Annotated in this window: 23 protein-coding genes and 1 tRNA gene; 22 read left to right on the forward strand and 2 right to left on the reverse strand. The window is 67.5% G+C overall.

Annotation, left to right across the window (positions count from 1 at the left end; all coding sequences use genetic code 11):
* Window positions 1–292: 292 nt before the first annotated feature.
* From RM704_RS33385 to RM704_RS33415, 7 genes are all read left to right on the forward strand, one after another.
* On the forward strand, window positions 293–2905 hold the full coding sequence (locus RM704_RS33385) for a Z1 domain-containing protein (RefSeq protein WP_157856671.1): 2613 nt from the start codon (window positions 293–295) through the stop codon (window positions 2903–2905).
* Window positions 2902–3918 carry a PD-(D/E)XK motif protein gene (locus RM704_RS33390; protein WP_052145952.1) on the forward strand — a complete coding sequence of 339 codons (1017 nt, stop codon included), beginning with the start codon at window positions 2902–2904 and terminating at the stop codon, window positions 3916–3918. The genes RM704_RS33385 and RM704_RS33390 overlap by 4 nt, the downstream gene beginning before the upstream one ends.
* Window positions 3915–5753, forward strand: coding sequence for a hypothetical protein (locus RM704_RS33395; RefSeq protein ID WP_157856670.1), 1839 nt, complete (start codon window positions 3915–3917; stop codon window positions 5751–5753). The genes RM704_RS33390 and RM704_RS33395 overlap by 4 nt, the downstream gene beginning before the upstream one ends.
* Window positions 5753–6673, forward strand: coding sequence for a hypothetical protein (locus RM704_RS33400; RefSeq protein WP_033526542.1), 921 nt, complete (start codon window positions 5753–5755; stop codon window positions 6671–6673). Before RM704_RS33395 ends, RM704_RS33400 begins: the two co-directional genes overlap by 1 nt.
* Window positions 6670–7440: a DUF6339 family protein gene (locus tag RM704_RS33405; RefSeq protein WP_052145951.1), complete on the forward strand. Its 771-nt coding sequence runs from the start codon at window positions 6670–6672 to the stop codon at window positions 7438–7440. Before RM704_RS33400 ends, RM704_RS33405 begins: the two co-directional genes overlap by 4 nt.
* Window positions 7441–8078: 638 nt before the next feature.
* Window positions 8079–8576, forward strand: a complete 498-nt coding sequence (locus RM704_RS33410) for a hypothetical protein (protein WP_033526541.1) — start codon at window positions 8079–8081, stop codon at window positions 8574–8576.
* 445 nt (window positions 8577–9021) lie between these two features.
* The gene (locus RM704_RS33415; RefSeq protein ID WP_078937054.1) at window positions 9022–10833 is read left to right on the forward strand and encodes an ATP-dependent nuclease; all 1812 of its coding nucleotides are present in this window, start codon (window positions 9022–9024) and stop codon (window positions 10831–10833) included.
* 304 nt (window positions 10834–11137) lie between these two features.
* Here the strand turns inward: RM704_RS33415 and RM704_RS33420 are convergent, their stop codons facing one another.
* Window positions 11138–12028 carry an HNH endonuclease gene (locus RM704_RS33420; protein ID WP_078937053.1) on the reverse strand — a complete coding sequence of 297 codons (891 nt, stop codon included), beginning with the start codon at window positions 12026–12028 and terminating at the stop codon, window positions 11138–11140.
* Window positions 12029–12472: 444 nt separating this feature from the next.
* On the opposite strand from RM704_RS33420, the gene RM704_RS33425 reads away from it, so the two are divergent.
* The 13 genes from RM704_RS33425 to RM704_RS33485 all read left to right on the forward strand — a co-directional run bounded on the left by RM704_RS33425 (window position 12473) and on the right by RM704_RS33485 (window position 22116).
* Window positions 12473–13327 carry a helix-turn-helix domain-containing protein gene (locus RM704_RS33425; protein ID WP_078937052.1) on the forward strand — a complete coding sequence of 285 codons (855 nt, stop codon included), beginning with the start codon at window positions 12473–12475 and terminating at the stop codon, window positions 13325–13327.
* A 98-nt stretch (window positions 13328–13425) separates the two neighbouring features.
* Window positions 13426–13821 carry an ATP-binding protein gene (locus RM704_RS33430; protein WP_033526539.1) on the forward strand — a complete coding sequence of 132 codons (396 nt, stop codon included), beginning with the start codon at window positions 13426–13428 and terminating at the stop codon, window positions 13819–13821.
* A gap of 172 nt (window positions 13822–13993) precedes the next feature.
* A complete protein-coding gene (locus RM704_RS33435) occupies window positions 13994–14845 on the forward strand; it encodes a sigma factor-like helix-turn-helix DNA-binding protein (protein WP_033526538.1) in 852 nt (283 codons plus the stop codon).
* Window positions 14842–15663, forward strand: coding sequence for a protein phosphatase 2C domain-containing protein (locus tag RM704_RS33440; protein WP_033526537.1), 822 nt, complete (start codon window positions 14842–14844; stop codon window positions 15661–15663). The genes RM704_RS33435 and RM704_RS33440 overlap by 4 nt, the downstream gene beginning before the upstream one ends.
* A gap of 184 nt (window positions 15664–15847) precedes the next feature.
* Entirely contained in the window at window positions 15848–16195 is a 348-nt protein-coding gene (locus RM704_RS33445) for an SCO3933 family regulatory protein (protein ID WP_033526536.1), read from the forward strand.
* Between the two features lie 5 nt (window positions 16196–16200).
* Entirely contained in the window at window positions 16201–17571 is a 1371-nt protein-coding gene (locus RM704_RS33450) for an FtsK/SpoIIIE domain-containing protein (protein WP_033526535.1), read from the forward strand.
* Window positions 17572–17657: 86 nt separating this feature from the next.
* Window positions 17658–18383, forward strand: coding sequence for a DUF2637 domain-containing protein (locus RM704_RS33455; RefSeq protein WP_033526534.1), 726 nt, complete (start codon window positions 17658–17660; stop codon window positions 18381–18383).
* Between the two features lie 16 nt (window positions 18384–18399).
* Window positions 18400–18579: a mobile element transfer protein gene (locus tag RM704_RS33460; protein ID WP_033526533.1), complete on the forward strand. Its 180-nt coding sequence runs from the start codon at window positions 18400–18402 to the stop codon at window positions 18577–18579.
* A gap of 15 nt (window positions 18580–18594) precedes the next feature.
* Complete coding sequence (locus RM704_RS33465; protein WP_005476066.1) at window positions 18595–18750, forward strand: hypothetical protein; 156 nt, start codon at window positions 18595–18597, stop codon at window positions 18748–18750.
* Between the two features lie 19 nt (window positions 18751–18769).
* On the forward strand, window positions 18770–19072 hold the full coding sequence (locus tag RM704_RS33470; protein ID WP_033526532.1) for a hypothetical protein: 303 nt from the start codon (window positions 18770–18772) through the stop codon (window positions 19070–19072).
* Between the two features lie 106 nt (window positions 19073–19178).
* Window positions 19179–20543: a replication initiator gene (locus tag RM704_RS33475; protein ID WP_033526531.1), complete on the forward strand. Its 1365-nt coding sequence runs from the start codon at window positions 19179–19181 to the stop codon at window positions 20541–20543.
* Complete coding sequence (locus tag RM704_RS33480; RefSeq protein WP_033526530.1) at window positions 20543–20713, forward strand: helix-turn-helix transcriptional regulator; 171 nt, start codon at window positions 20543–20545, stop codon at window positions 20711–20713. Before RM704_RS33475 ends, RM704_RS33480 begins: the two co-directional genes overlap by 1 nt.
* On the forward strand, window positions 20710–22116 hold the full coding sequence (locus RM704_RS33485) for a tyrosine-type recombinase/integrase (RefSeq protein WP_033526529.1): 1407 nt from the start codon (window positions 20710–20712) through the stop codon (window positions 22114–22116). The genes RM704_RS33480 and RM704_RS33485 overlap by 4 nt, the downstream gene beginning before the upstream one ends.
* Window positions 22117–22345: 229 nt before the next feature.
* Here RM704_RS33485 and RM704_RS33490 read toward each other — a convergent pair.
* Window positions 22346–22417: transfer RNA gene (locus RM704_RS33490), tRNA-Arg, on the reverse strand.
* Between the two features lie 173 nt (window positions 22418–22590).
* On the opposite strand from RM704_RS33490, the gene RM704_RS33495 reads away from it, so the two are divergent.
* A complete protein-coding gene (locus RM704_RS33495; protein WP_311591775.1) occupies window positions 22591–23175 on the forward strand; it encodes a response regulator transcription factor in 585 nt (194 codons plus the stop codon).
* Window positions 23176–23386: 211 nt separating this feature from the next.
* Window positions 23387–24721, forward strand: coding sequence for an ArgS-related anticodon-binding protein NrtL (gene nrtL / locus RM704_RS33500; RefSeq protein ID WP_078937051.1), 1335 nt, complete (start codon window positions 23387–23389; stop codon window positions 24719–24721).
* The last annotated feature ends 103 nt before the right edge of the window (window positions 24722–24824 follow it).

The following is a 24824-nucleotide window of genomic DNA, read 5'->3' on the forward strand; positions in this document are numbered from 1 at the left end:
CTACGGCCTTCTCAAACTGGGTTTTGAATCGGGGCGGCAGCTACCCTTCGAAGAGGCCCAACCGTCGTGCCTGTCAGACCGCAATGAACGGCTGCGGGGACTCGGCCAGCTCATCGACGGTTTCCTCGTACTGACGGGCGAGGAGCCGATAGCACCGCCTTCACACCCTCCCCCCACTTGCCCCTACCAGCCCTCGGCCCGGGCGGACGCCACGGCGCATGGAACGCACCGGCCCAGGGGCCGTCCTGTTCGGGAAACACCCCGAGTGCCTGGAGCCCCCAAGTACGCATGTGTGTCAGTAGGTTGCCCTAGAGTCTGGTCCGTGGATGACTTCTTCGACGTCTTTGCAGCTCAGGCTCAGCGAAATGGTCTGGAGCAGACGGTGCTCAAGTTCCAGAAGCGGTTCGACCCGGACGAGATTGAGGGCTACGTCCGGGAGTTCCAAAGGCGTGCGGAATCGGTCCGGGTGGGTTACCCGCCGAAGATCCTTGCCGCGCCAGGGATGAAGCCCTGGTATCCGGGGCCGTTGGCGGACGATCCCTATTGGGTGCCGTACGCCGAGTTTCTGCGACAGGACGGCTGGCCTACGGATCGCCTGGAGGTGCTGGACGAGGCCTCCTCGAAGATCATCGCGTACACCAACGACCCCTCGCACGCGACGTTCTTGACGAAGGGCCTGGTCGTCGGGCACGTGCAGTCGGGCAAGACGACGAACTACACGGCGGTGATCGCGAAGGCGGCCGACGTGGGGTACCGGTTGATCATTGTGCTGTCCGGCATTCACAACGGGTTGCGCCGGCAGACCCAGGAGCGGTTGGCCGAGCAGCTGTTGGCCCGCAAGGACGACGGGTGGTTCACCCTGACGTCCGCAGAGGCGGACTTCGAGGAGCAGAACTCCAAGGCGGCCGCGTATCTGCATCAAAGCGGCACCGGGGTGACCCTGTGCGTGGTGAAGAAGAACCACAAACGGCTGCAGCGGTTGATCGAGTGGCTCAGGCCTGCCGTCAAGGCCGGGACGTTCGCCGACCTGCCGGTGCTGATTATCGACGACGAGGCCGACCAGGCGAGCGTGGACACCCCCATCATCAATCCGCAGATCCGCCAGTTGCTCGACCTGTTCGACAAGCGGACCTACCTGGGCTACACCGCCACCCCCTTCGCCAACGTTCTCATCGACCCCTCGGCCGGTGATCTGTACCCAGAGACGTTCATCCTCAGCCTGCCCCAGCCGGATGGGTACTTCGGCGCCGAGAAGATCTTCGGCCGGGAGGCGGTGGAGGGCGAGGCGACGGGCAGTGATCTCGACGGCCACGACATGATCCGCATCGTTCCCGCCGCCACGGTCGACCGGCTGCGGCCGCGCCGGCGGGCAGACACCGCCGGCTTCGTCCCGACCATGACCGACGAACTGACCGCGGCGGTGCACTACTTCTGGCTGGCGACCGCGGCCCGCCGCTGCCGCGGGGACCACGACCACTCCACCATGCTCGTGCATCCCAGCATGCAGACGGTGGTGCACGAGGCCTACCGGGAGCCGCTGGAGCGGATGCGCCAGGCCATGGTCGACGCCTTGGAGCAGGAAGACGAGGAGGCGGTGGGACGGTTGCGCCGGCAGTGGGAGGAGGAGAGCCGCAAGGTTCCCGCCGCTCAGTTCGGCAATCGTTTCGTCCCCTTCGACGATCTGCGCGAGCACCTGCCCGGCATCGTGGCGCAGACCGATGTGGTCCTTGACAACCACCGCAGCCGCGACCGGTTGGACTACTCCCGGCCCGAGCCGGTGGTGGCGATTGCGGTGGGTGGCAACACCCTCTCGCGGGGTTTGACGCTCGAGGGACTGGTGGTGAGCTTCTTCGTCCGTTCGGCCCGCACCTACGACACGCTGCTGCAGATGGGCCGATGGTTCGGGTTCCGTCCCGGCTACGAGGACCTGCCCCGGATCTGGATGACGCAGCAGCTCAAGGAGTACTTCCGCCATCTGGCGACGGTCGAGCACGAAATCCGCCTGGACATCAAGCGTTATGAGGAGGACGACATCCCGCCTGGCGAGGTGGGGGTGCGCATCCGCACGCATCCGGTGCTGAACGTGACGGCGAAGATGGGGCGGGCCCGGACGGCGTACGCCTCCTACGGCGGCCGCCGGGTGCAGACCCGCTACTTCAACGAGGACGAGCGGGAGTGGCTGGCCGGCAACCTGCGCGCGGCTCGCACCCTGGTCGGCGACGCGCTGCGCGACGGCGCGGCGCTGGACGACCGCGGCACCGGGGAGGTGCTTTTGCGCGACGTGGACGTGCGTCACGTCCTGCACTTCCTGGAGAGCTATCGGGTGCACGAGGACTCGCCGGACCTCGAGCCGCGTCTGATCCGCGCCTACATTGAGACCGAGAACCGGCGCTCGCCGCAGAGCCTGCTCAGTTGGACCGTCGCCGTCATGGGCGGCCCTGCCGCAGACGCCCGGCACGTGGTGGAGTTCGACGAGCGGGTGCGGGTCGGCACCATCAACCGGTCCAAGTTGAAGGACAGCGGCGGTGCGAAGGCCGACATCAAGACGCTGATGACGAAGGAGCACCGGGTCGTCGACATGGACGTGCCCGCTGCCGAGGCACGGCGCCGGTCCGAGGAGGGCCTGGTGGCGCTGCGCAACGACCACCCGGACTTCCAGGATCGGGGTTTGCTGCTTCTGTATCCGATCGCCAAGGACTCCCCGCCCGACGAGGCCAACCGGGACACCCGTCGGCCGCTTCGGGCCGTCGAGCACGTCGTCGGCGCCGCCTTCGTCTTCCCCGGCAACTCCAAGGACAAGGTCGCCAACCGGTACGTGCAGGTGGGCGTCGACCACCAGGCGGTCGACGACGCGGAGTACGACGACCAGACCAACGCCCTCGACGACGAGGCGGACGACGCATGAGCGGCGCGGACACCGACTGGCGGCGCGAGCTGCGGTTCACCTGGCCGGTGCTGGGGGCGAGGCGGATAGCTGGCGAGCACATGACGTTGGCGCCGATCGGCCTGGCCGTGACGGCGGGCGAGGTGCAAGTGGGGCTGGACGCGCGGGGGGACCGCCATCTGCTGCTGCCCGTCGCCCGCTCGGAGGAGGTCCACGAGGACCTGCGCTCGGCGCACGTGCGGCTCAAGCGGGAGAGTCTGCGGGTCGAGGGCCGGGTGCAGCACTACGCGGACCTGGTATGCCACCGCACGGACCTGGGCGACCTCTTCGACGACGTGGTCAGCGAGGTCTTGCAGCGCCTTGCTGTGGACGGCGGCGCTCCCGCGCACACCTGCCGGCAGACCCTGGACGCCTGGCGGGAGATGTTCCAGGGGCGTGGAGGGCGGCTGGCGACTTCCGAACAGCGCGGTCTGTTCGGGGAGTTGACCGTGCTGGAGCACGTCCTGCACGGCGATGCGTTCCTGCGGCCCACCCAGATCTGGACCGGGCCCGACCGGGTTCCCCACGACTTCCGCCTGCCCGGCACCTGGGATGTGGAGGTCAAGACGCTGGGTCGGGGCGGCTCCACCGTGGAGATCCACGGTCTGGACCAGCTGGCCCCTCCGCCCGGCGGCCGGTTGACACTGGTCCTGGTCCGCCTGGTCGAGGACGCGTCCGGCACGTCGCTGCCCGAGCTCGCCGAGCGGGTGGTGGCTGCGGCCGCCGACTCCCGGGGCGTGATCGAGCAGTTGGCTAAGGCCGGATACAGCACAGCGGACGCGGATCTGTACGCCGGCGCGCGCTACGGCCAGCCTCGGCTGCTCGGGCTCGCTGTCGACGCTGGCTTCCCCGCCCTGACACCGGCCGACCTGCGCGGCCCCCTGCCGCCTGGCATCGACGCCCTCCGCTACACCCTGGACATAGCCGACCGACTGCCCGACGCCCTCGACCACGAAGAGGTCGTGGCCCGTCTCGAAGGACGGTCGACGCCATGAATGCTCCCGTGTGGTGGGCCCAACCCTCCGCCCCTGAGGGTGCCTCCGACGCGGAGGGCATCCGCAAACAGCTCGGCCGCCCCGACCTGGACCCCCTGCAAGTCCTGGTGCGGGAGGCCGCGCAAAACACCTGGGACGCCCGCCTGGGCACCGGGGAGGTCGGTTTCGATCTCGCACTCGCCCGACCGGGCGAGGCGGGCCTGGCGCCCTGGATCGATGCCCTGTTGCCGGTGTTCGGCGACGACACGTCGCTGGGCCTGGCCGCAGTGCTGCACGACCCCGACACCGTGCTGCTGACCGTCAGCGACCGCGGCACCGGCGGTCTGGGCGGACCGCTGCGGGGCGACCGCGTCCACCACGGCAGCACGGACTTCGTGGGACTGGTCCGCGACATCGGTCGCACCAACCGCCGCGCGCACAGCGGAGGGACGTACGGATTCGGCAAGGGCGTGCTGTTCACCACCAGCGCGGCCGGCACCGTCCTGGTGCGCACCCGCTGCCGGTGGCAGGACCGCGTGCAGACCCGCCTGATCGCCGCCGCGCTGGGAACCGGCTTCGACCACGCCGAGCGCCGTTACACCGGCCGCCACTGGTGGGGACGCATTGCCGAGGACAACATCCCCGACCCGTTGCTGGACGAGGACGCCGACGCCGTCGCCGACGCTCTTGGCCTGCCGGCGCGCGCCGGCGACGAACTGGGCACCGACATCGTGATCGTGGGCGCCCGGCTCGGCTCGAGCGCCCCCGTGGAGGCTGACGAACCCGAGCGCCCCCGCACGATGGAGGAAGCTGCCCAATTCCTCGGCTCCGCCATACTTTGGGAACTGTGGCCCGTGATGATCGACAACGGCCCGGGCGCCGCGCGCATGCGCTGCCGCGTAAGCGTCGATGGCCAGCCGCTGGACCTGCCCGACCCGGACCGGGTCCCCCGTCTGCAGCCGTTCATCCGCGCCCATCGCAGCGCCCACACCGACGGGCGTCACGTGCGCAGCAGGAATCCCGCCGTCGAACTCGGCCGCTTCGCCCTCGAGGCGTTCATGACACCGGTGCGCCCTCACTGGACGGACGTAGCCGCCCCATCCGAGGGGCCCATGCACCACTGCGCCCTGATGCGGCAGGCGGGCCTCGTGGTGCACTACCGACCGGGCCCCCAACTCCCCGACACCGACGTCTCCTACGGCGCGGTATTCCGCACCGCGGTGGGGGTGGACGACGCCTTCGCTGCCGCAGAACCGCCCACCCACGACGCCTGGGTGCCCAAGAACATGCCTGACCCCGACGACAGGAAGCTGGTGCGCTCGGCGCTGCGCACGATCGACAACCGCATGCGCGAGTACGCCCTCGCCGAACCCGAAGAGGTGTCGGCCGCTGGCCCCCAACCGCCGTTGGGCGCCCTGTCCCACCGCTTCGCTTCCCTGGTGCCCACCGGCAGCGGCCAGGGCGCCGACCATCCGTCTCCTGCCCCCCGGCGACCAGGGGGTGGGGGAACGGGCAGCCTACTAAGCACCGTCACTCCGCCCCGACTCGTCGAGATCGACGGCGCCTTCTACGTCATCACCGATATCACCGTCTCCTCGGCCGCCGCCCCCATCCGTGTCCTGGCGATGGCTTCAGTGGCCCTGGACCACGGCAGCGAGAACGATCCACCGGTCGGCGCGATCGGCCCGGAGGTGGTGGGCTTCCGCAGCCCCGACGCGGCCGAGATGCGCGAGGGCGATGTTCTGACCCTCACCGCTGGCGACCGACGCGACTGGGTTGTGATGGTGCGCCCCGTCGCGGGCGCCGCAACGCGAGTCCGCGTCAGCGCCCACCTCGTGCGCGAAGGAGCCCGCTGATGGCACACGACGTCATGCCCTTCCTACAGCCCGCCCCCCAGGTCCTGACGTGCGGACCCTGGCAGCTCGCCGACACCGAGGGCACCGGCGAGCTGCCCGCGCTGCTGCCGGACTGGGACCCCCAGGCCGACCTTGCCCTTTCCCGTCACGTCACGGTCGACCACCCGCGGGCGCTGGCCGACTGCAGGTTGCCCCCCGACACCCCGCTCGCCCTGGTTGTCGACTGGCACTCCTCAGCCGCGCACTACACGGGATCAGCCTTCCGGCGCCTCGTGGTCGACGCGACGACCCTGACCGTGCAGATCAAACTGTCGGGCACCGACCTCGGCGGCACGCTCGTGATCCACACACGCCTGGTGCTCGCCGACGACGTCTCCCGTCCCGAGGCGGCGCCGCCCTTCACCCCCCTTCACGCCGGGGAGATCCTGTGCGAACAGAGCACAGAAGTCCGCCTAGAGGGCAGCGCCTCTCGCTTCCCCATCTCCGTGATCGACTTTCCTCTGCACGGCTTCGACGAGGACGCCCGATGGGTGCTAGGCCTGCCCGAGGACCCCGCCGTCCCCGTCACCGGCGGCATCCGCCTCTACCTCAACCGGACCGACACCGAACTGGTCACCGCCGCGACCCGGGCAGCAGCCCCCACCTCGATGCAGCGCCGTTTGCTGGAGACGATGTACGACGACGTCGCCCGCCAACTGGTGGAAGCCTGCCTGCGCCCCGCCTGGCGCGACGCGGTCACCGACGCGGCCGACGAACCTGGCAGCCTGGCCGAAAGCCTGACGGTGTTGGTCTCCAACTTGTTCCACGGCGCGTCACTGCAAACCGTGGCTACCTGGCGCGAGGCCGAGCCCTCCGTTTTCGCCGCTGCCCTGCAGGGCGCCCTACGCCGCCAGCACCAAAAGCGCCGGGAGACGCCATGAGCCTGCTGTATCCACGGATCACCCCCGCCGAGGCCAAGACGCTCCTGGCCCACTACACGACACTGAACCCACAGGAAATCAAGAACCATGCTGGGCACTCCCCCACGGCCTTCTACGGCACCACCGGCGGCACCCCCGTTACCCCAGCCCACCTCGACCGTCTCGCCGACACCCTGCGCGACTGTGCACGGCGCGCCGGTCAGCCGACCCCGCCCGGCGACCACAACAAGATCCTCTTCGACCGCGCCGCGGCTAAGGCCCTGCACACCACGATGGACATCACCCTCGCCGAGGCTGGCCAAGGCGACATGTGGACCTACCTCGCCACCTGCCTCGTCCCCGACGTCACCGCCTGGCGCTTCGGTACCCGCACCCCCGAACGCTGGATCGGCACCGGCCTGGTCCGTCACACCCTCGCCCGCCTGTGGTGGCAGGCCCATGCCCTCGCTGAGACCCGGGACGGCGCCACCCACTACGGCCTGCTCGACCGACTCACCGAGTCCGACCTCAACCAGATCTTCGAACGCCGCACCATCGGCGGCACACCACCCCTCGCTCGCGCCCTCGCCCGCGAACTAACCGCCTCCTACCTCACCACCCTGCCTGTGCCCCGCCGTGCCATTGTCCGCGACACCACCAAACGCCTACGCCGCCTTCTGCCCTACACCTCCTTCACCTCCGTCGACGAAACCGTCATCCAAAACAGAATCCACACCCTCATCACCCAATCCATCCAAGCCCTCCAACACGACAGCACTCACCCCTGACACCACCCGCCAACAACCACTGCCGCATCGGTGCCCAATACTCTGAACTGCTCAAGCGAGCTCTGTCGGAAGACTTACTGCGGGCCGACTTGAGATCCTCTGACCAGCCCAATCCGTAAGTCCTAGTTCCCTCTGGGGGACGTATGGGGGAATCGGCGACGTGGAGCCCCACAATAGTGAGCACCGCTTTAGGAGTTCGATCCAATCCCCTTCCAGCTGCTATTGGCGGTTGGCACGACGGCCGGACAGAGGTGCTGCTGTTCGTGCTTGTCCAGAGTCGTTGATGTCAGCCGTGGATGTCAGGAGCCTGTGGAGCGCCGCCGTCAAGCCGGCGGGTGGGGCCGCTTCCTGGTCCTGACCCTCACGCGTGACCATCAGCCCAGTCCGCCTGTTGGCCAGCCGTAGACATGCGACTTGGGATCGGGAGCGTCCCAGCTGACGGCGGGGAAGTGACGGTGCAACCCGGCGAACACGGCCGCCCCCGGGACAATGGAGATGAGCGGTGGCACGTACCGGACGGGGTGGACCTGCACCCCGACCCAGAGTGGCACTACTGCTCTCTACGTCCAAAACCACTTCAGAGGTAACCGCACTGCTGATCCCCGGGATCTGGGGGCCCTTGCCGTACGCTCCCCGCCGTGGACGTCTTCACAGCCGTGTTGCCTGTAGTCACGCTCATGCTCGGTGCTTGGATGAACCAGCTGAGCGAAGCGAAGAGGGAGAATGCCGCCCTCCAGCGTGAGAGGCAGGTGCGCGAGCTAGATCGGGAGCAGTCACGCTTGGATCGTCGCGAGGCGTTCGAACTCGATCACCTTGCGAAAGCTAGCGAGTGCCTGTCTCGCTTGTTCAGTGCTGCGCTGATGGAGCACCTGCACAGAGTTAATGCTGCATCGCCGGCGCCCCAAGCAGATGCATTCGTGCGGGAGACGGAGGAGCTGGCTCGCTTGCAAGCGCTCATCCTCGACGAAGGAATCCGGACCCTCGTTGAGAGCGCCCGTCAGCAGCTGTCGAAGTTGGGGTGGGCTGGCGCGGGCACGCCAGAGGAGCTGGGTGATCTGGTTGTGCAGAGTCACAACCATCTCACAGCAGCACAGGAGGCTCTCGCCAGCCGTCTGCGTACTATCTACGGCGCTTAGTCACGTGGCCAGTTGCACTTTGATCGATCACGCCTCACGCTGAGCCGCAGATCGTGGCACACACCGCGTGACTGTTCTGCGGCGCCCTCAGCTTGGGAAGCTTAGGTTCTACAGGCCCGATAGTCCCGCTGACCTGCTGTCGATCCATGTCATGGCCTGGATGCGTCTCTGGGTGGGTGACCGCTGTTCCCTGTGGCTCCCCGCAGTATCTGGCACGAGTCTGGCACGGGGCGCGTTCAGGTGGGTTAGTCAGTCGCACCGCGACCCTGGCACGCCGATACCGGATCCGAGATCGGTGCGGACCATGCCCCGCCCGCGCGTCTGTGCAGCTCGGCTGCCATCTTCTCGCCGATCCCTGGTCTGCTCGGCGTGAGAGGAAGAAGCGGACGAACCGGATTCGCTGGAATGGAAGACACCAACTGTTCCTGTGCAGGATCATCGTGCCATGGGCGACATGATCCAACTGGGTGGGCAACTCGTAGAAGCACAGCAGTTCCTCCCTGCGGAGTTGCTGGGCGGCGATGTAAGCAACTTTCACCTCGCTGTTAAATCAGCTCAACTGCGCAGCGGTTCGAGGATCGACTTTTCCGAGAGGGGGGTGACTGTGATCGTTGGCTCCAACAACGTAGGAAAAACCACCCTGATCAGAGAGTTGGTTAACCGTCTCTCGGCTCAAATGGGAGCCGACCCCAACGCATACAAAATCGTCGAATCAATTGATCTCGGAGAGCAATCCTCGACGAAGGACTTGTTCGCCTGGTTCATGGTCAACGCCACTTACAAGACTGAAGGCCACCAGGCAGGATTCGTCAGAGGCGCACGGCAGAATCCATTTAACGTGCTATCAATGGCGAGCGTATGGGATTCTGGAGCAATCGGAAAGGATAGACTATGGGACATCGCAAGCTATTTGGTTCACCACTCGACTCCCTTTGACAGAATGAGCCAGGTCGGCGGTGCACCAATTCGGCCTAACTTCACCGATCCCCCTCAGCAGCCCATGCACTATTTTCAGGACAGCGAGGAACTTCGACAAGAGATCGATTCATACAGCCAGCGCGTCTTCGGTGAACATCTGACGGTCGACTACCTGAGCGCAAATAGCCACTTTAGAGTTGGCCGTACAGCAATCCCAGCGCCACCCATCGACCGCGTATCTCAGGAATACCGGCGCGAGTTGGCCACGCTCCCATCACTTCATGAGCAGGGGGATGGGATGAGGAGCCTTTTGGGCCTCTTGATTCCGCTGGTTACAACACCCTTCCCTATCGTACTTGTCGATGAACCCGAGGCGTTCCTGCACCCGCCACAGGCAGTTGCCTTGGGGAAGATTCTTGGGGAACTCGCTGAGCGCAAGCACATGCAGATCATCCTGGCCACACACGACAAGAATCTACTCGCGGGCTTGATGGGGTCCGGGGCCCCGGTGTCAGTTGTGAGAATTGACCGCAGAGGCGACGAGGTTCGTTCAAATCAGCTGAACAATGAAGACTTGCGGGAAATTTGGAAGAATCCGACCCTGAAGTACAGCAATGCACTTGATGGCCTGTTCCACAAGCTTGTGGTGATCGCCGAAGCGGACCCGGACTGCAGGTTCTATGCCGCAGCTCTGGAACACTTCTTGAAAAGCTCCTCTAACACTTTGCAGCTATCGGCTGATGACGTCTTGTTCGTTCCTTCGGGAGGTCTTGGCGAAATGCCAAAACTGGCTAGTGCTCTCCGTAAGTTGAGCGTTCCTGTAGTCGTATCACCGGACATGGATGTATTTAGTAACCAGGCTACAGTGAGGAAGCTAATTGCAACTCTGGGCGGTGCATGGGGAGATTTTGAAGCCCTAGATAGAAATCTACGGGCTCCCTTTTCATCGCCAAGGTCCCCGCGAACGGTTGGTGCAGTCCTGAATTCTATTCAGGTCGCGCTACAGGGGCACGAGAATGAAAAGTATTCAACCAATCATAGAAAATCTGTCGAGGCCGAACTTCACGTTGATAGCGTCTGGCGTGAGGTGAAGCGGTATGGCCTCAAAGGATTTCGAGGGCAGTCGCGGCTCGCCGCTATCGAGTTCATGGAGAAAGCGTCTAAGGTAGGCTTTGTCCCCGTCCATGCTGGCGAGCTGGAAAGCCTGTCTGACGTGGCAGTGGCCAAAGGGCCCGAATGGCTTCCGGCAGCTTTGGAAGCTCGTTCGCATGAGTCTGCCGATGCCCAGAGGCACGTACAGAATATTCTCGCTTCGAGCCTGGTCGTTATGGAGCACTAACAGCAGCTAACACTATGGGATGGATCGCTGCTGGTGACCGTGGCTATGGCAGGAATTGAGTGTTCGGACCGGTGGCGAAACACGAGGTGTGAGGCCCCCTCGGCTCGATCGATACCAGTTCTCCGGGCTTCGGCATAACCCTCCCAGTGTCGCAGATCAACTCGGGGAGCCCAGGCCAGGAGGGGGTGGGGGTGGTCACCCGTGGGTGCCGACTGTCAACGTTGGGCGGCCTCGCGCGGCCCAGGGACGGCCCAGGCCCGGCGCTTTGCCGTCACTGCCGTCGACATCAACCTGACGATCTGGATCAATACCAGCGACGATACCGATTACTAGGGGCCACAATTTTGTCGGCCTTTTTCAAATTACAGTTCTCGCAGAGCAATTGCAGATTAGTCACGTCATTCAATCCGCCTCGCGCAAGCGGCATCATGTGGTCATAATTACCAACGTTCAATGTATCAATGAGCCCCGACAAGTCTGTTCCACAAGCCGTACATCTGCCGCGATCACGGTAGAAGACGGCCCTGCGTGCCCACATCGGGGGGCGAACTCGCTTCAGCTCTCCGTCTCGCACAAAAAGGTCCACCAATGGCGCTTCATCCGTACCAAAATGGTCGCTAGCGACCTCCCCGACATGCATGGCGAGAAATTCATTCAAATTAGCCAAAGCTCGCCGGTTCAGGAACATCACGTAGAAAACTTCGTCAGTAATGCGGGACATGAGGTCCTCATAGACCTGAGTCCACCGTAGATTCAAAAGGTAGTCATAGCACGCATTGACGACATGGTACGGATCTTTGGACTCTGACGAGTCACCTCCACTGTCGGTGACCTCCTCAGGAACAGGCTCGTCAGGGATGAAGAACAAGGGCTCGTCGATAATGCCATATTGCAACATCGCGGCATCAACGGGAAGAATCCAATCGGGATAGATGGGGTCAGACCCGAATGGCACTCGCGTTGGACCGTCAGTGTCATTCATCAGGATTTCATCAGCAACGTAGCGGATGAATTTATGGAGTGCGGACTCCTTCTGCCAATGCGGAAGGAAATCGTAAATCCCGTCGTTTACCGTTAACCCTTCCAGGTGGCGCAAATATGAGAACGGGTCGCGCATGATGGTGTCCACCGCATTGGCAATCCGATACGTCCGAAAGTACTCATGCGTCAGCCACTCGTTCTTCTTTGCCCTCACATGCCCTCCCCTGGGCTTGTTTACCGTCAACCCAATCTTGCCTGACGGTTTGGCCCATGCACGCGTCTTGAGCGAACCTGAGGTCGGCGGAGCGGCTTTGGGCTGGAGCTGCTTTGGGGCGAGTGATCATGGCCCCGTAAGCTCATGGCGAGTCGGGCAGTCAGTGGATCTGCCCGTAAAGCACGACGCTGGGGCCATGATCTTAGAGGCTCGCCCCAAAGTGGCTGCCTAAAGCCGTGGAGCCGACCGCCCCAGCCAGAGAGGGTGTCTCCCACTTCATGCCCGCAGCCGCCGAGCGCGCCGCCGGGCGCGGCCAGCCGGGGCGCAGACAGGAGGCAGGCCGCGCCGCAGAGGCGGCGCGCGCCCGCGCCGTGCGCGGGCTCTTGAACCAGTAGAGAAAGTTTGAATCATGCTCCCGTTGCCCTGTGGTGTAGAACCCTGACCATGGGGAGTGAGCGGCGGGAGCGGATGCAGGCGCTTGGTGCGCGTCTTCGTGTTCTTCGGGCAGAGGCCGGGTTGACGGGGGCTGTGCTGGCGCAGCGTGCCGGTGTAGGCCAGCCGACTGTGTCCAAGGTGGAGACCGGGCGCATGGTTCCGAGCGGTGACGTGCTCGACCGGCTCTCACGGGCCCTCGGCCTCGATGAGCTGGCGGCTCGCGAGGTCCGAGAGCTGTTGCAGGCCGTGGTGGCTGCTTCGGATGCCGGCCAGTCCGCGGATGACGCAACTCCGCTCGTCGGCACCAGCGTTGATGGAGAGGTTCGGTCCGCGCAGCTCGTGCGGTCCTTCCAGTGCGTTGTGTTGCCCGCGTTGCTTCAGACTGCGGAGTACGCCCGGCACGTCTTCGCCAGTGTGCCGAACTCGGCGCCTGATGCTGTAGGTCGGGCCGTGGCTGCCCGCGTTGAGCGACAGAGTGTGTTGTACGAGCCTGGGCGGGAGTCGGTATTCGTGCTGACGGAAGCTGTCTTGCGTACTTGGCCAGGGACTCCGGCGCTCATGCTGGCGCAGCTCGACCGGCTGCTGGCCGTCGAGAGCTTGAGCACGGTACGGCTCGGGGTCATCCCCTGGCGCCGCCCCGTGCCGGTGCTGCCTCGCCACGGGTTCACGCTGTGCGACCAGCGGGCCGTGGTCGTCGAGACCTTCGACAGTGATCGAGTCTCGGCTGATCCCGTCGAACTGGCCGCCTACGAGGAGACGTTCACTCGCTTCGAGGAGGCTGCGATCTTCGGCGACGACGTGCGCGAATTGCTGTTGAGGGCGATGGCGCAGTTCCGCGACTTGGGAGACCTGCTCACTCGATAGAGGAATAATTCCTCAAGATGCCTGGCCCATCACCTAGTCATGGGAATACCCTGCCGTTGCGCTGTCTAGCCCCCTAGACGTAGAGTGAGGGATCTCCCATGCGAACCAAGTGGTGCCGCGCCTTTCCCGGCCTGGCTGAGGAAGTGGGCCATGCTCGACATTTCGTTGCGGCTCTGCTCGACGGGCAGGGGCCGGTCGACGAGGCGGTCCTGGTTGTCAGTGAGCTTGCGACCAACGCTGTGCGGCACTCGTTGAGCGGCGCGGCTGGCGGGTGGTTCGTCGTGATCGTCAGCCTCGGTGGCGACAGTGACCTTGTTCGCATCGAGGTAGTCGACCTGGGCGGCGAACGTCAGCCCCACCTGTGCGACGTGACGGATCACGAAGAGGGCGGCCGTGGGTTGGCGCTCATCGTAGCTTGCGCCAAGGACTGGGGGGTCAAGACCTGGCCCGACGGGCGAACTGTGTGGGCAGACCTGGTGCGGGAGAGCGTGTGATCGCGTCTGCCTCGGCCGTCGCCTCTGGTGTGGCGGGCGGTGACGGGTGAGCCCTCGGGGTGTGCCCAGTCGACGGTCCCGGTTCTTTGTGGTCGGCGTCGATACGGGACGCCGTCTCCCGCCCATTCCGTCTAGGGCCCTAGACTCCTGGTTATTGCTAGGAGGTGAGGTCATGTCGGACGAGTTGCAGCGGATCATGGCGATCGATGATCCGTATCTGCTCTTGCGCGAGGTCACGACCAGGTTGGCCGATGCGCAGCAAGAGGTGACGGAACTGGCTCGCCTCCGTCGACGCGTGGTGCAGGACCTCCACGCGCAAGGGTTGTCGTATGCGCAGATCGCCGAGAAGGCTGGCCTGAGCCGCGGTCGTATCCACCAGATCCGCCACACCGGCCCGGCTCCCGAGGGTGCCTTCTTCGGCTCGGGCGTCGTCACGGTGGTCACTCCGCTTCGGTCGGACGACGTGAAGAAGCGCACGGTCGTCGCCATGGACGACATGAACTCGGGCAAGCGTCTCGAAGAGCTGGCGAAGTCGTACAGCCTCGATGTCGCGTCCGGCAACGTGCTCGTGAGCGGCGAAGTCAATCTCAACCGCAACGGCCTCGTCGTCGTCTGCGGGCCGGGCATGTCCGAGGACATGCGCAACCTGTACGCCCAGGACCCGGTTCTGAGCTGGCAGCATGCGGAGGGCGAACCCTGGACGCTGCTGGACCGGCGCACCGGCACCGTCCACCGCTCAGGGATGGACGCTGATCCGTCTCGCCCGCACGACGTGGGATATCTCGGCCGGCTGTCCCGTCCGGACGGCAAGGGCTCCGTGCTCGCCATTGCCGGTATCCACACCCAAGGCTCACTCGGGGTCGTGCAGTTGCTCGCCTCGGACCTCAATGCCCTGTGGGGGCAAGTGGGAGAGCGCCGCTTCTCCACACTGGTGGGTGTCGAGTACGACCCTGAGACCAGCGAGCCGCAGTCCGTCGAACTGCTCTGCCCGCTCTACCTGCACGACGAAGGAGCCGAAGCGTGAGAGTCGCCCTCGGCTCTCTGCCCTCCGCCCCCGGTCTGGACAACGAAGACTTCGCAGCCGCCGCACCTGGTGCCGCCGTTCTCCTCGACGGTGCCGGGGTGGCGGGGGCTGAGACGGGGTGTGTGCACGGGGTCGCCTGGTTTTCCGGGACCCTTGGGGCACTCTTGCTGCGTAAGGTCACCGCTCACCCTGACCGAACTCTCGCTGACTGCCTGGCCGACTCGATCGGGGAGGTTCGCTCCCTGCACGGCGACCGCTGCGACCTGACGTATCGAGCCAGCCCGACCAGCACGGTCGTCGCGGTTCGGCTTGGCGACGCGGGGCTGGAGTATCTCGTTCTCGGCGACTCGTCGCTGCTGCTGGCCGACCGCGACGGGGCCACGTCTGTGCTGACGGACCGGCGATTGGATGGGGTCGGCAAGCGACTCCGGGGCCACGTCGACGACTTGCCCACCGGCTCACCCGAACACGCTGCCGCGCTCGCCGAGTACCGGAACGCCCTGACAGGGCTACGCAACCGGCCGGGCGGTTTCTGGATCGCCGGCCCCGATCCGCGTGCCGCCGAACATGCCCTGACCGGGACCGTGCCGGTCGACTCCCTCACCTCGGTGACCCTGCTGAGCGACGGCGCCACCCGACTCGTCGACCGCTTCGAACTCGCCGACTGGGACAAGCTGTTGCGCGTGCTCAACTCCTCCGGCCCCGATGAACTGATCCGCTTGGTGCGGGAAGCGGAGGCCGGAGACCCCGATGGCCGTCGATGGCCGCGCGGCAAGGCCCAGGATGACGCAACGGCCCTTCACTGGGTGCTGCCGTAGGGCCGGCTGGGCCTGACTGCAGCTCTGCTCGTATACCCCCCCTAGACAGTTGATGGGGTGTCGGTTTACTCTTGGCGTTAACCCCCCTAGACAGTTCGGGCGGGGCCTACCCCTTGCTGTCTAGGGGGGTATCCAGTTCGGATCGGCGCCGAGAGCGGTGCCGCCAACCAGTGAGGTTCGAAGAATGCGCGTCATCCCCGTGGACACTTCCGCCGCGACTCTGCTCGTCACCAAGCTGCCCGAGGTCAAGGTGAGGGACCGGCAGACCGGTGAGGTCGCCGTCGACCCGGTGACCAACCAGCGGCTCATGACGCTGGAGCTGGTCTTCATCGCCGCTGGCGGCTCGGACATGATCAAGGTCACCGTTCCCGAGCCGGGCATCGGTGACGGGCTGGTCATGGGCGCCCCGGTCATCCTGTCCGGTCTGTTCGCCCGGCCCTGGGAGAGCGAGTTCGGCGGCCGTACCCGGCACGGCATCGCGTACCGGGCGGACGCCGTCATGGTGAACGCTCCGGCGCCGGTGCAGGGCTGATCGCCATGACCGATGCCGTGTGGACTCTGGTCCTGGTGCTGCTGACGGTGGCCGCCTTGGTGGTCCTGCGTCGGCGGACGCCGGTCCTGTTCTGGTGGCTCGTCGGGTACCCGGTCGTCGCCCTGCGTGTGCTCACCACCTACAGGGCGACCATGGATGCCTGTGGCCTGACGGTTCCGGCTTCGGCCGTCCGTCGGGCCACGGCCCGGATGATCGGGCGGGAAGCGGCCCCGGTACCGCCCTGGCGGTCGCTGCCACGCCCGACCGGGTCCGGGCTCGTGATGCGGCTGCGCATGGCGGCCGGGCAGGCACCCGAGGACTTCACCGCCTCGGCCGACCGGCTCCGGCACGCCTGGGGCGCCCACGCCGTGCACATCCGCCCCACCAAGCCGGGACGGCTCGAACTGCGCCTGATCGGCTGGGACGTGCTCTCCGACGTACGCCCCGCCCGCCGCTGGCGGGGGAGTGGGCCGCTCACTCTCCCGCTGGCCCTGCGGGAAGACGGCCACTGGCACGTACGGGACTTCCGCACCGTGCCGCACGAACTGATCCTCGGCGCCACGCAGTCGGGCAAGTCCGTGTACCTGCGCAACCTGCTGTGCGGGCTCGCCCGGCAACCTGTCGCCCTCGTCGGCATCGACTGCAAGTGGGGCGTCGAACTGGCGCCGTTCGCGCCCCGCCTGTCGGCCCTCGCCGACACCTCGGACCGTGCGAACGACGTCCTTGACGCCCTGCTGGAGGAGATGGAAGCGCGGTTCCGCCTCATCGGGCTGACGGGCGCTGCCGGGCCGGATGCCGTGCTCACCTCCGATGTGTGGGGGCTGCCGGACGAGGTGCGGCCGGTGCCGGTCGTGGTCGTCGTCGACGAGGTTGCGGAACTCTTCCTCGCCGCGAGCCGCGACGACGAAAAGCGACGCGACGCCATGGTCACCAAGCTCATCCGCCTCGCCCAGCTCGGCCGCGCGGCCGGCATCTACCTGGAGGTCTGCGGACAGCGCTTCGGTTCCGAACTCGGCAAGGGCGCCACCATGCTCCGCGCCCAGCTCACCGGCCGTGTCTGCCACCGCGTCAACGACGAGACCTCCGCCAACATGGCTCTCGCCGACATCGCCCCCGAAGCGGCCCTCGCCGCTACATCCATCCCGGCCGAACGGCCCGGCGTCGCGGTCGTCGGCGACTCCTCCGGCGGCTGGAGCCGCGTCCGCTCGCCCCACCTCACCCTCGACGAAGCGGCAGCCATCTGCCGCGACACCTCGGCCCTGGTCCCGGACCTGCCCCGGCTCGCCGCCTTCCGCCCCGCCCTCGCCGCGACGCCGGTCGAGTCGGCCCCGGCCGCAGCACCCGCCGCGCCCACCACGCGCCCGGTCACCGAGTAGCCACCCCTTCCGCCCACGGTCGGCGTGACCACCTCACGCCAAGGTCCCTACCCCTCCATGCCGAAAACAGGAAGGAAGACGAGCTGATGCGCGCCCAACTCGCCCGCCTGGACGCCGTGATCATCCAAGCTGTCATCGCGGGCGCCCTGTCCTTCTCCCACCTCCACGACCTCGCCGAAGCGGCCGGACAGGGCGGCTGGAAGGCATGGGCCTACCCGATCAGCGTTGACCTGCTGCTCGTCGCCGCCTGGCGCCGGATGCGTGAAGAACAGCGGGCCGGACAGCCGTCCGGGGGCCCGCGGCTGTGGTTCCTCGTCGCCCTGGCCGCATCCCTCGGCGCCAACGTCGCCACCGCCGGACTCCTCGACCTGGACCACGTACCCGCCTGGCTCCGCGTCGTGGTCGCGGGCTGGCCGGCCGTCGCCTTCTTCGGCGGCACGCTCCTCGCCCACGCACCCCACCACCAGGAAGCGCAAGAGGTCCCGGCTCCGTCGACAGCCGACCCGCACGACGAACCACGCACCGCGCCCGTCGCCGTCGACATGCCCGACCGGGACGTGCTCCCGGCACCGCCCACTGACTCCGACCCCGCCCCTGAGCCGACGGCCGCTGAACCAGTGACCGATCCGGTCCCCACGCCGGGCCCGGCGTGGGGACCGGCCGTTGCGCTTCCTCCCGTACTCGTCGACCGCGTCCGGGCCCTGGCCGACGAACACCACTCGGCCACTGGCCACCCCGCCGACCCCGACGCCGTACGCGTCCGGCTCGGCCTGCCCCCGTCCATGACCGCGTCCGTCGCCGCCCACCTCTGAGAAGGGGACCCAAGCCATGCACCGGCGCTTCCGCAACGTCCGCCGTATCGGCCCCGTGAACGTCGCCTCGTATATCGAGCGTGGCAAGCACCGTCACCTGGCCGCCTGCACGGCGCCCCGGTGCGACTTCTCCGCCGAGTACGACTCCCGCGCCGCCGCCGAACTCGCCGCCCGCACCCACCGCTGCTCGGCCTGACAGGAGACCAAGCCCATGGACGTACCGCTCTGGCTCGCCCTGCTCTGCGTCGGGGTCCTCGGCGTCAAGCTCATCCGCCCGCCCTGGTGGCTCATCACCGTGCTCCTCCTCGGCGGCTACCTCATCGCTGACAGCCTCCTGGCCCCCGTCATCAACTCCCTCGTCAAGTAACCGAGAAGGAGACCCGCTCATGTTCCAGCCGAAGATCCCGACCATGCCCCAGCCGACCGGCCTGGTCACCCCGCCCGCTGTCATCGAGCCGACCACCATCACCCCGGCCACACCGACTCCGCAACCGGCTCCCGCCGCCCCCGCGCCGTCCCGACCGGCTGTCCAGCTCACCCCCGGTACCGCGCTCGCCCTCGTCGGCGGTACCGCCGTGGTCCTGGTCGTCGGCGCCGTCCTCGTCTCCATGCTCCTCGCCGTCGCCGTCACGGCCACCTCGACCGCCGTCTGCGCCTGCGTCATCCGCTCCCTTCTCACCCGCCGCTGACCCAACGGCTCCACTCGCGCCTACGCCTGCCCACGCTGTCTAGCCCCCTGGACGGTGTGGGCGGTGGACGCCTACACCCCGAACCCCTGGCAGGAGGAACCCGCACATGCACCCCCCGGCTCCCCTCGGAGCCATCCGCCAAGTGGCCGCCCTCGCCAGATACGGCGACCTCGGCGCCTACGCCCGCCAGATCCAGCGCCTCGGCGGCTGCGAGCGGCCCGTACGGATGGAGGGCCACCGGCTCGACGTCCACGCCGCGACCGGTGAGATCGTCCGGGAGATCACCGACACGGACCTTCCGGCCGGACAACTCCTCATCCGCTGCAACAACCGCCGGGCCACCCGCTGCGCGGCCTGCGCCGAGATCTACCGCAAAGACACCTTCCACCTCGTCACCGCCGGACTCAGCGGCGGCAAAGGCATCGGCCCGGCCGTCGCCGAACACCCCCGCGTCTTCGCCACCTTCACCGCCCCCTCCTTCGGCCCCGTCCACAACCGCCCCACCGGCGGCCGGTGCCGCTGCGGCCGACTCCACCCCGACGACGACCCCGCCCTCGGCACCCCACTCGACCCCGACCGCTACGACTACCGCGCCGCCGTCCTCTGGAACGCCCACGCGGGAGCCCTCTGGGCCCGCTTCACCACCTACCTCCGGCAGCAACTCGCCTCCCGAGCGGGCCTCACCCGCTCGGAACTCCGAGACTCCCTCAAGGTCTCGTACGCCAAAGTCGCCGAGTACCAGCGGCGCGGCGCCGTCCACTTCCACGCCGTCATCCGCCTCGACGGCCCCGATGGCGCCGAAGACACCCCACCTACGTGGGCCACGACCGAACTCCTCACGGACTCCATCCGTGCGGCGGCCGGCCTCGCCGAGACCTCCGGCCCGGTCCTCGACGAACACGCCCACACCTTCCGCTTCGGTACGCAGCTCGACATCCGCCCGATCCGGTCGGCCGACTTCGCGGGCACCTCGGAACTGTCCAGCCGTGCCGTAGCGGCGTACATCGCGAAGTACGCCACCAAGGGCGCCGATACCGCTGGCACCCTCGACCGCCCCGTCCGTAACCCGATCACTGACCTCATCGGCTCCGGCGTCACGGACCACGCCCGACAGCTGATCCTCACCTGCTGGCACCTCGGCGCGCTGCCCGAACTCGAAGACCTACGCCTGCGCAAGTGGGCCCACATGCTCGGCTTCCGCGGCCATTTCTCCACCAAATCCCGCGCCTACTCCGTCACCCTCGGCGCCCTCCGCCAGGAACGCGCCGACCACAACGAAGCACTCACCCGCGAACGCGCGGCCCTGGCCGGCCACCCTCTCCCGGCCCCGGACAGCGTCCTTGTCCTCTCGCACTGGCGCTTCGCCGGTACCGGCCTGACTGCCGCTGAATCCTGGCTCGCCGCCTCGCGGAGATCCAGCACCCCCGACAAGGAAGGAGACTCGGCGTGGACCGCCGACGAGACGAACTGATGACTGTTCCGCAGATCCTCGCCGAGCTGGGCGGAGTCTCCCGGCGCACCTTCTACCGCTGGCGGGAGCTGGGGCAGGCTCCGGAAGCGATCAAGCTTCCGAACGGTGAACTCCGTGTCTGGCGCAGTGACTTCACCTCGTGGCTTCACGGACTCGGGGAGGCGGCGTGAAGTCACATGACGTGAAGGTGTGGGGCATCCGCAAGCGGCCGTACAAGACGCCGTCGTACGACGTGCGTTGGAAGGTCGGTGATGTCTCACCGTTCTCCGAGACCTTTCGGACCAAGGCGCTCGCCGACAACTTCCGCGCGAAGCTGCTCCGGGCTGCTCAAAAGGGCGAAGCCTTCGATACGGAAACCGGTCTGCCGGACTCCATGGCACCGGTCAGGGCGTCCCTCTCCTGGTACGACTTCGCGCGGGCGTACGTCGCCATGAAGTGGCCGCACGCTGCCCCGAACTCGCGAGACAGCCTGAACGAGACGATGACACTCGTCACGACCCAGCTCCTGGGCGACCGGCCCGGTCGTCCGGCAGACGACGTGTTGCGGCGTGCACTGCGCGGCTGGGCCTTCGTCGTCCAGGCCCCGGACGAGGAAGCGCCGCCGGTGGACATCGCCAATGCCCTCCGCTGGGGCGCCAAGTCCTCGTTGCCGCTGGCCACGCTCAAGAATGCGGCAGACATCCGCAGCGTCCTCGACTCGCTCAAGCTCACGTTGTCCGGGGCCCCGGCCGCCGCTGAGACGGTGCGGCGCAAGCGAGCCGTCCTGTTCAACGCCCTGGCCTACGCGGTCGAGCTGGGGGAGCTCCCCGAGAACCCGGTCACGCTCGTGAAGTGGAAGCTGCCGAAGGTGACCAAGGAAGTAGACCGCCGAGTCGTGGTGAACCCGCGGCAGGCTGCTGAACTTCTTGGCGCTGTCTCGTACGTCGGTGGCTACCGTCGGGCTCGTGGGCGCCGTCTGGTCGCGCTCTTCGCCTGCATGTACTTCGGTGGGCTTCGGCCGGCGGAAGCGGTGGCGCTGCGTCGTCCGGACTGCACGTTGCCGGACACCGGGTGGGGCTCGCTGATCCTGGAGAAGAGCCGTCCCACCGTCGGCAAGCGTTGGACCGGAACGGGGGAGGTACACGACAACCGCGGGCTCAAGAACCGGCCCGCGAACGAGACCCGCATCGTTCCGATTCCGCCCCGCCTCGTCCGCATCCTGCTCGCGCACATCGAGGAGTTCGGTACGGCCGAGGATGGGCGGCTGTTCGCCAATGAGCGCGGGGGAGTGGTCGCCTCCACCACGTACTGGCGCGTATGGGACGAGGCGCGGCACCTGGCACTGACGCCGGAACAGGTGGCCTCGCCGCTGGCTGCCCGCCCGTATGACCTGCGGCACGCCGCTCTGTCGTCCTGGCTTAACGCCGGCGTAGACCCCACCGAGGTCGCGGAGCGCGCGGGCAACAGTGTTGAAGTGCTCCTGAGCCGGTACGCCAAGTGCCTCGACGGTCGGCAGGACGTCGCCAATCGGCGGATTGCCGAACTCCTCGGCGAGGAAGACGGCCAGGAGGACGGGCCCGGCGCCGGGCCCTGATCCACGCGCTCCTCACACACGCCTGCGGCATGATGGCCCCTGGACTACGGTCCGGGGGCTTCGTCGTTTTCTGGGGTTGACCTGCGGATTCTGCCTCGGCGGCCAGTCCACACATAGTCCACAGCACCCGACATACGGCCGCTCCGAGCGGCACACGGCTGCACATACGCGAAGACCCCGGCCTCAGCGTTTCCGCTGGTGACGGGGTCTTTGGGCACCTCATACAGGGTGCCCCCGGCAGGATTCGAACCTGCGCACACGGCTCCGGAGGCCGTTGCTCTATCCCCTGAGCTACGGGGGCGTGTCAGGCGCCTTGTGTGGCGGCGACGGGTAGAACCCTACCAGCTCTCCGAGGTAGATCATGAACGGGTTTTGCGGGGGTGGGGGCGGGGTTGAGCCCCCAGGGACCGCCCGCACGGGGTGGAAGTGGGGAAAACCCGGACGCGGCGGTGGGCGCGGACCTACTCTCGAGTTGTGTCAGGCGCGTCCGGCCGGGTGCTTGTTGTGGACGACAACAAGGTCATCCGGCAGCTGATCAGGGTCAACCTCGAGCTGGAGGGCTTCGAGGTGGTGACCGCGGCCGATGGTGCCGAGTGCCTGGACGTCGTTCATCAGGTGCGGCCCGACCTCATCACCCTCGACGTCGTCATGCCTCGGCTCGATGGTCTCAGCGCTGCCGCCCAGCTCCGTGGGGATCCGCGGACACGGCGGCTCCCGCTCGCCATCATCAGCGCCTGCAACCAGTACGAGGTCGAGGCCGGGCTCGATGTCGGCGTCGACGCGTTCCTCGCCAAACCCTTCGAGCCGAGCGAACTCGTCGCTCTGGTGCGGCAGTTGGTCGAGCGCGCGCATGGCGGGGGCGGTGAGGCCGTGCCGGACGGGGCCGGCGTCGACAGTCCAGTCGCCACTGCCACCAACACTGCTTCCGGCACCGCTGTCACCAATGTCCCCGCCGCTTCTGGCCCTGCCGTCGCTTCCCCCTCCGCCGGTGTCCCGGCCGGCGGCATCGGAAACGCGAGCGAGCACCCCGAACGTGCGGAGCGCGCCGGCCGCGCATGATGTTGACGGCGGTGTCGCCAGAGGGGGAGTAGGTCCGTGATCTCGGAGCCTCCGTCCCGGTGACGACTGCCGCCCCTGCCGCCCCCGCCACTCCGGCACATCCCACCCCCACTCCTCCCCCCTATCCAGTCCCACCCCGCCCGTCCACATCGCGGACCGCGAGGTAAACCGGTTCGCATACCCACCCCCCTCCTCCCATACGCTTGTCCCCGTGACCCCCGTCGAGCTCTCCCGCACCGTGCTGCGCGCGGTGCGTCGTGCTGTGGACGAGGGGGAGCTGAGCGTCGCGGTGCCCGCACGCGCGGTCGTCACTCCGCCCGGGCCCGGTGGACGAGGGGACTACGCGACGAACATCGCCCTGCAGCTGGCCCGGCCCGCCGGTCGCCCCCCGCTGCAGGTCGCCGAGATACTGCTACCCCACCTCAGCAGTACCGAAGGTGTCGCCGCCGTCGAGATCACCGGCCCCGGCTTCCTCAACATCCACCTCGACCGGGCCGCCGTCACCTCCCTGGTGCGCCGGATCCGCGGAGCTCAGGACACACGGAGCGCCCAGGACACACGGAGCGCCCAGGACGCCCAGAGCAGCCAGGGCAACCGACCCCGCCAAGGCCCCGCCCCCGCCCCGCTCCCCTACGGTCACAGCGACACCCTCGCCGGGCACGTCGTCCGGTTGCGCGTCCCGTACGACATCCGTGCCGAGGTCGTCGCGGACGCGCTCGTACGGATCGTCGGCAGCCAGGGCGGTCGAGTCGAGGTCGATCACATCCGGCCCCCCGTCAACGCCGAGATCGCCGACACCCACCTCGCAGGTCCCGGAGAAGCCGCCCCGCCACGTGAACCCAGCGCCGGTGAACCCGGTCCCGGTCGGCCCGGCGAGGCCACCGAGTCCAGCCGCCCCCGCAACGGCACCACCGGCTCAGACTCGCCCAGCGATCCGGAATCGGCCACAGCCCCCATCGATCTCCGCCCCGTCCCCGCCCCGGAGGACCCCACCCCCCTCGGCCCCGACGCCCTCCGCTGGGCCCTTCTGCACCCGGCCGCCCACGACCGCCCCCGGATCACGGCGGACCTCCTCGTGCAGCGGGCAGCCAACCCCCTCTTCCGTGTCCGTTACGCCCACGCCCGAGCCCGCGCGCTCACCCGCAACGCCGCGGCCCTCGGTTTCACCGGCACCCCGGGCGACCTGAACACCCCCGACGCCCTGCCCACCTCGCGCGCGGCCCTTGCCGTCACCACCCCAGACGCCCCGGCCGCGCCGCCCCTCGCCGTCGCCATCCCCGACGTGACCACCCCCCTCGTCAGCGCCCTCACCGAATACCCCTCCACCCTCGCCCGAGCGGCCACGCACCGCGCTCCCGATCGTCTCGCCCGGCACCTGGTCGTCCTCGCCGACGCCCTGCTCGCTTTCCAGCACACGGTGCTGCCGCGCGGCGACGAGAAACCCTCGGCCGCCCACCGGGCCCGGCTGGCCCTTGCCGAAGCAGCCGGGACGGTGCTGGCCGGCGGCCTGTCCCTGCTCGGCATCGACGCACCCGAATATCTCTGAGTGATCCCGCGGAGCCCATAGCCACAGCCCCAAGGAGCCGACGGCCGAGAGCCGACAGCAGAGCCGAGGCAGCCAGCCGACAGCAGACAGCCGACAGCGGACA

This window comes from Streptomyces gottesmaniae (assembly GCF_031845845.1).
Lineage (GTDB): Bacteria > Actinomycetota > Actinomycetes > Streptomycetales > Streptomycetaceae > Streptomyces > Streptomyces akebiae.

What these genes read in the sequence shown, in the direction of transcription:
- RM704_RS33390 (WP_052145952.1), top strand. Translation starts at nt 2,902, where the DNA reads ATGAGCGGCGCGGACACCGACTGGCGGCGCGAGCTGCGGTTCACCTGG.
- RM704_RS33395 (WP_157856670.1), top strand. Translation starts at nt 3,915, where the DNA reads ATGAATGCTCCCGTGTGGTGGGCCCAACCCTCCGCCCCTGAGGGTGCC.
- RM704_RS33400 (WP_033526542.1), top strand. Translation starts at nt 5,753, where the DNA reads ATGGCACACGACGTCATGCCCTTCCTACAGCCCGCCCCCCAGGTCCTG.
- RM704_RS33405 (WP_052145951.1), top strand. Translation starts at nt 6,670, where the DNA reads ATGAGCCTGCTGTATCCACGGATCACCCCCGCCGAGGCCAAGACGCTC.
- RM704_RS33415 (WP_078937054.1), top strand. Translation starts at nt 9,022, where the DNA reads ATGGGCGACATGATCCAACTGGGTGGGCAACTCGTAGAAGCACAGCAG.
- RM704_RS33425 (WP_078937052.1), top strand. Translation starts at nt 12,473, where the DNA reads ATGGGGAGTGAGCGGCGGGAGCGGATGCAGGCGCTTGGTGCGCGTCTT.
- RM704_RS33430 (WP_033526539.1), top strand. Translation starts at nt 13,426, where the DNA reads ATGCGAACCAAGTGGTGCCGCGCCTTTCCCGGCCTGGCTGAGGAAGTG.
- RM704_RS33435 (WP_033526538.1), top strand. Translation starts at nt 13,994, where the DNA reads ATGTCGGACGAGTTGCAGCGGATCATGGCGATCGATGATCCGTATCTG.
- RM704_RS33445 (WP_033526536.1), top strand. Translation starts at nt 15,848, where the DNA reads ATGCGCGTCATCCCCGTGGACACTTCCGCCGCGACTCTGCTCGTCACC.
- RM704_RS33450 (WP_033526535.1), top strand. Translation starts at nt 16,201, where the DNA reads ATGACCGATGCCGTGTGGACTCTGGTCCTGGTGCTGCTGACGGTGGCC.
- RM704_RS33455 (WP_033526534.1), top strand. Translation starts at nt 17,658, where the DNA reads ATGCGCGCCCAACTCGCCCGCCTGGACGCCGTGATCATCCAAGCTGTC.
- RM704_RS33460 (WP_033526533.1), top strand. Translation starts at nt 18,400, where the DNA reads ATGCACCGGCGCTTCCGCAACGTCCGCCGTATCGGCCCCGTGAACGTC.
- RM704_RS33465 (WP_005476066.1), top strand. Translation starts at nt 18,595, where the DNA reads ATGGACGTACCGCTCTGGCTCGCCCTGCTCTGCGTCGGGGTCCTCGGC.
- RM704_RS33470 (WP_033526532.1), top strand. Translation starts at nt 18,770, where the DNA reads ATGTTCCAGCCGAAGATCCCGACCATGCCCCAGCCGACCGGCCTGGTC.
- RM704_RS33475 (WP_033526531.1), top strand. Translation starts at nt 19,179, where the DNA reads ATGCACCCCCCGGCTCCCCTCGGAGCCATCCGCCAAGTGGCCGCCCTC.
- RM704_RS33480 (WP_033526530.1), top strand. Translation starts at nt 20,543, where the DNA reads ATGACTGTTCCGCAGATCCTCGCCGAGCTGGGCGGAGTCTCCCGGCGC.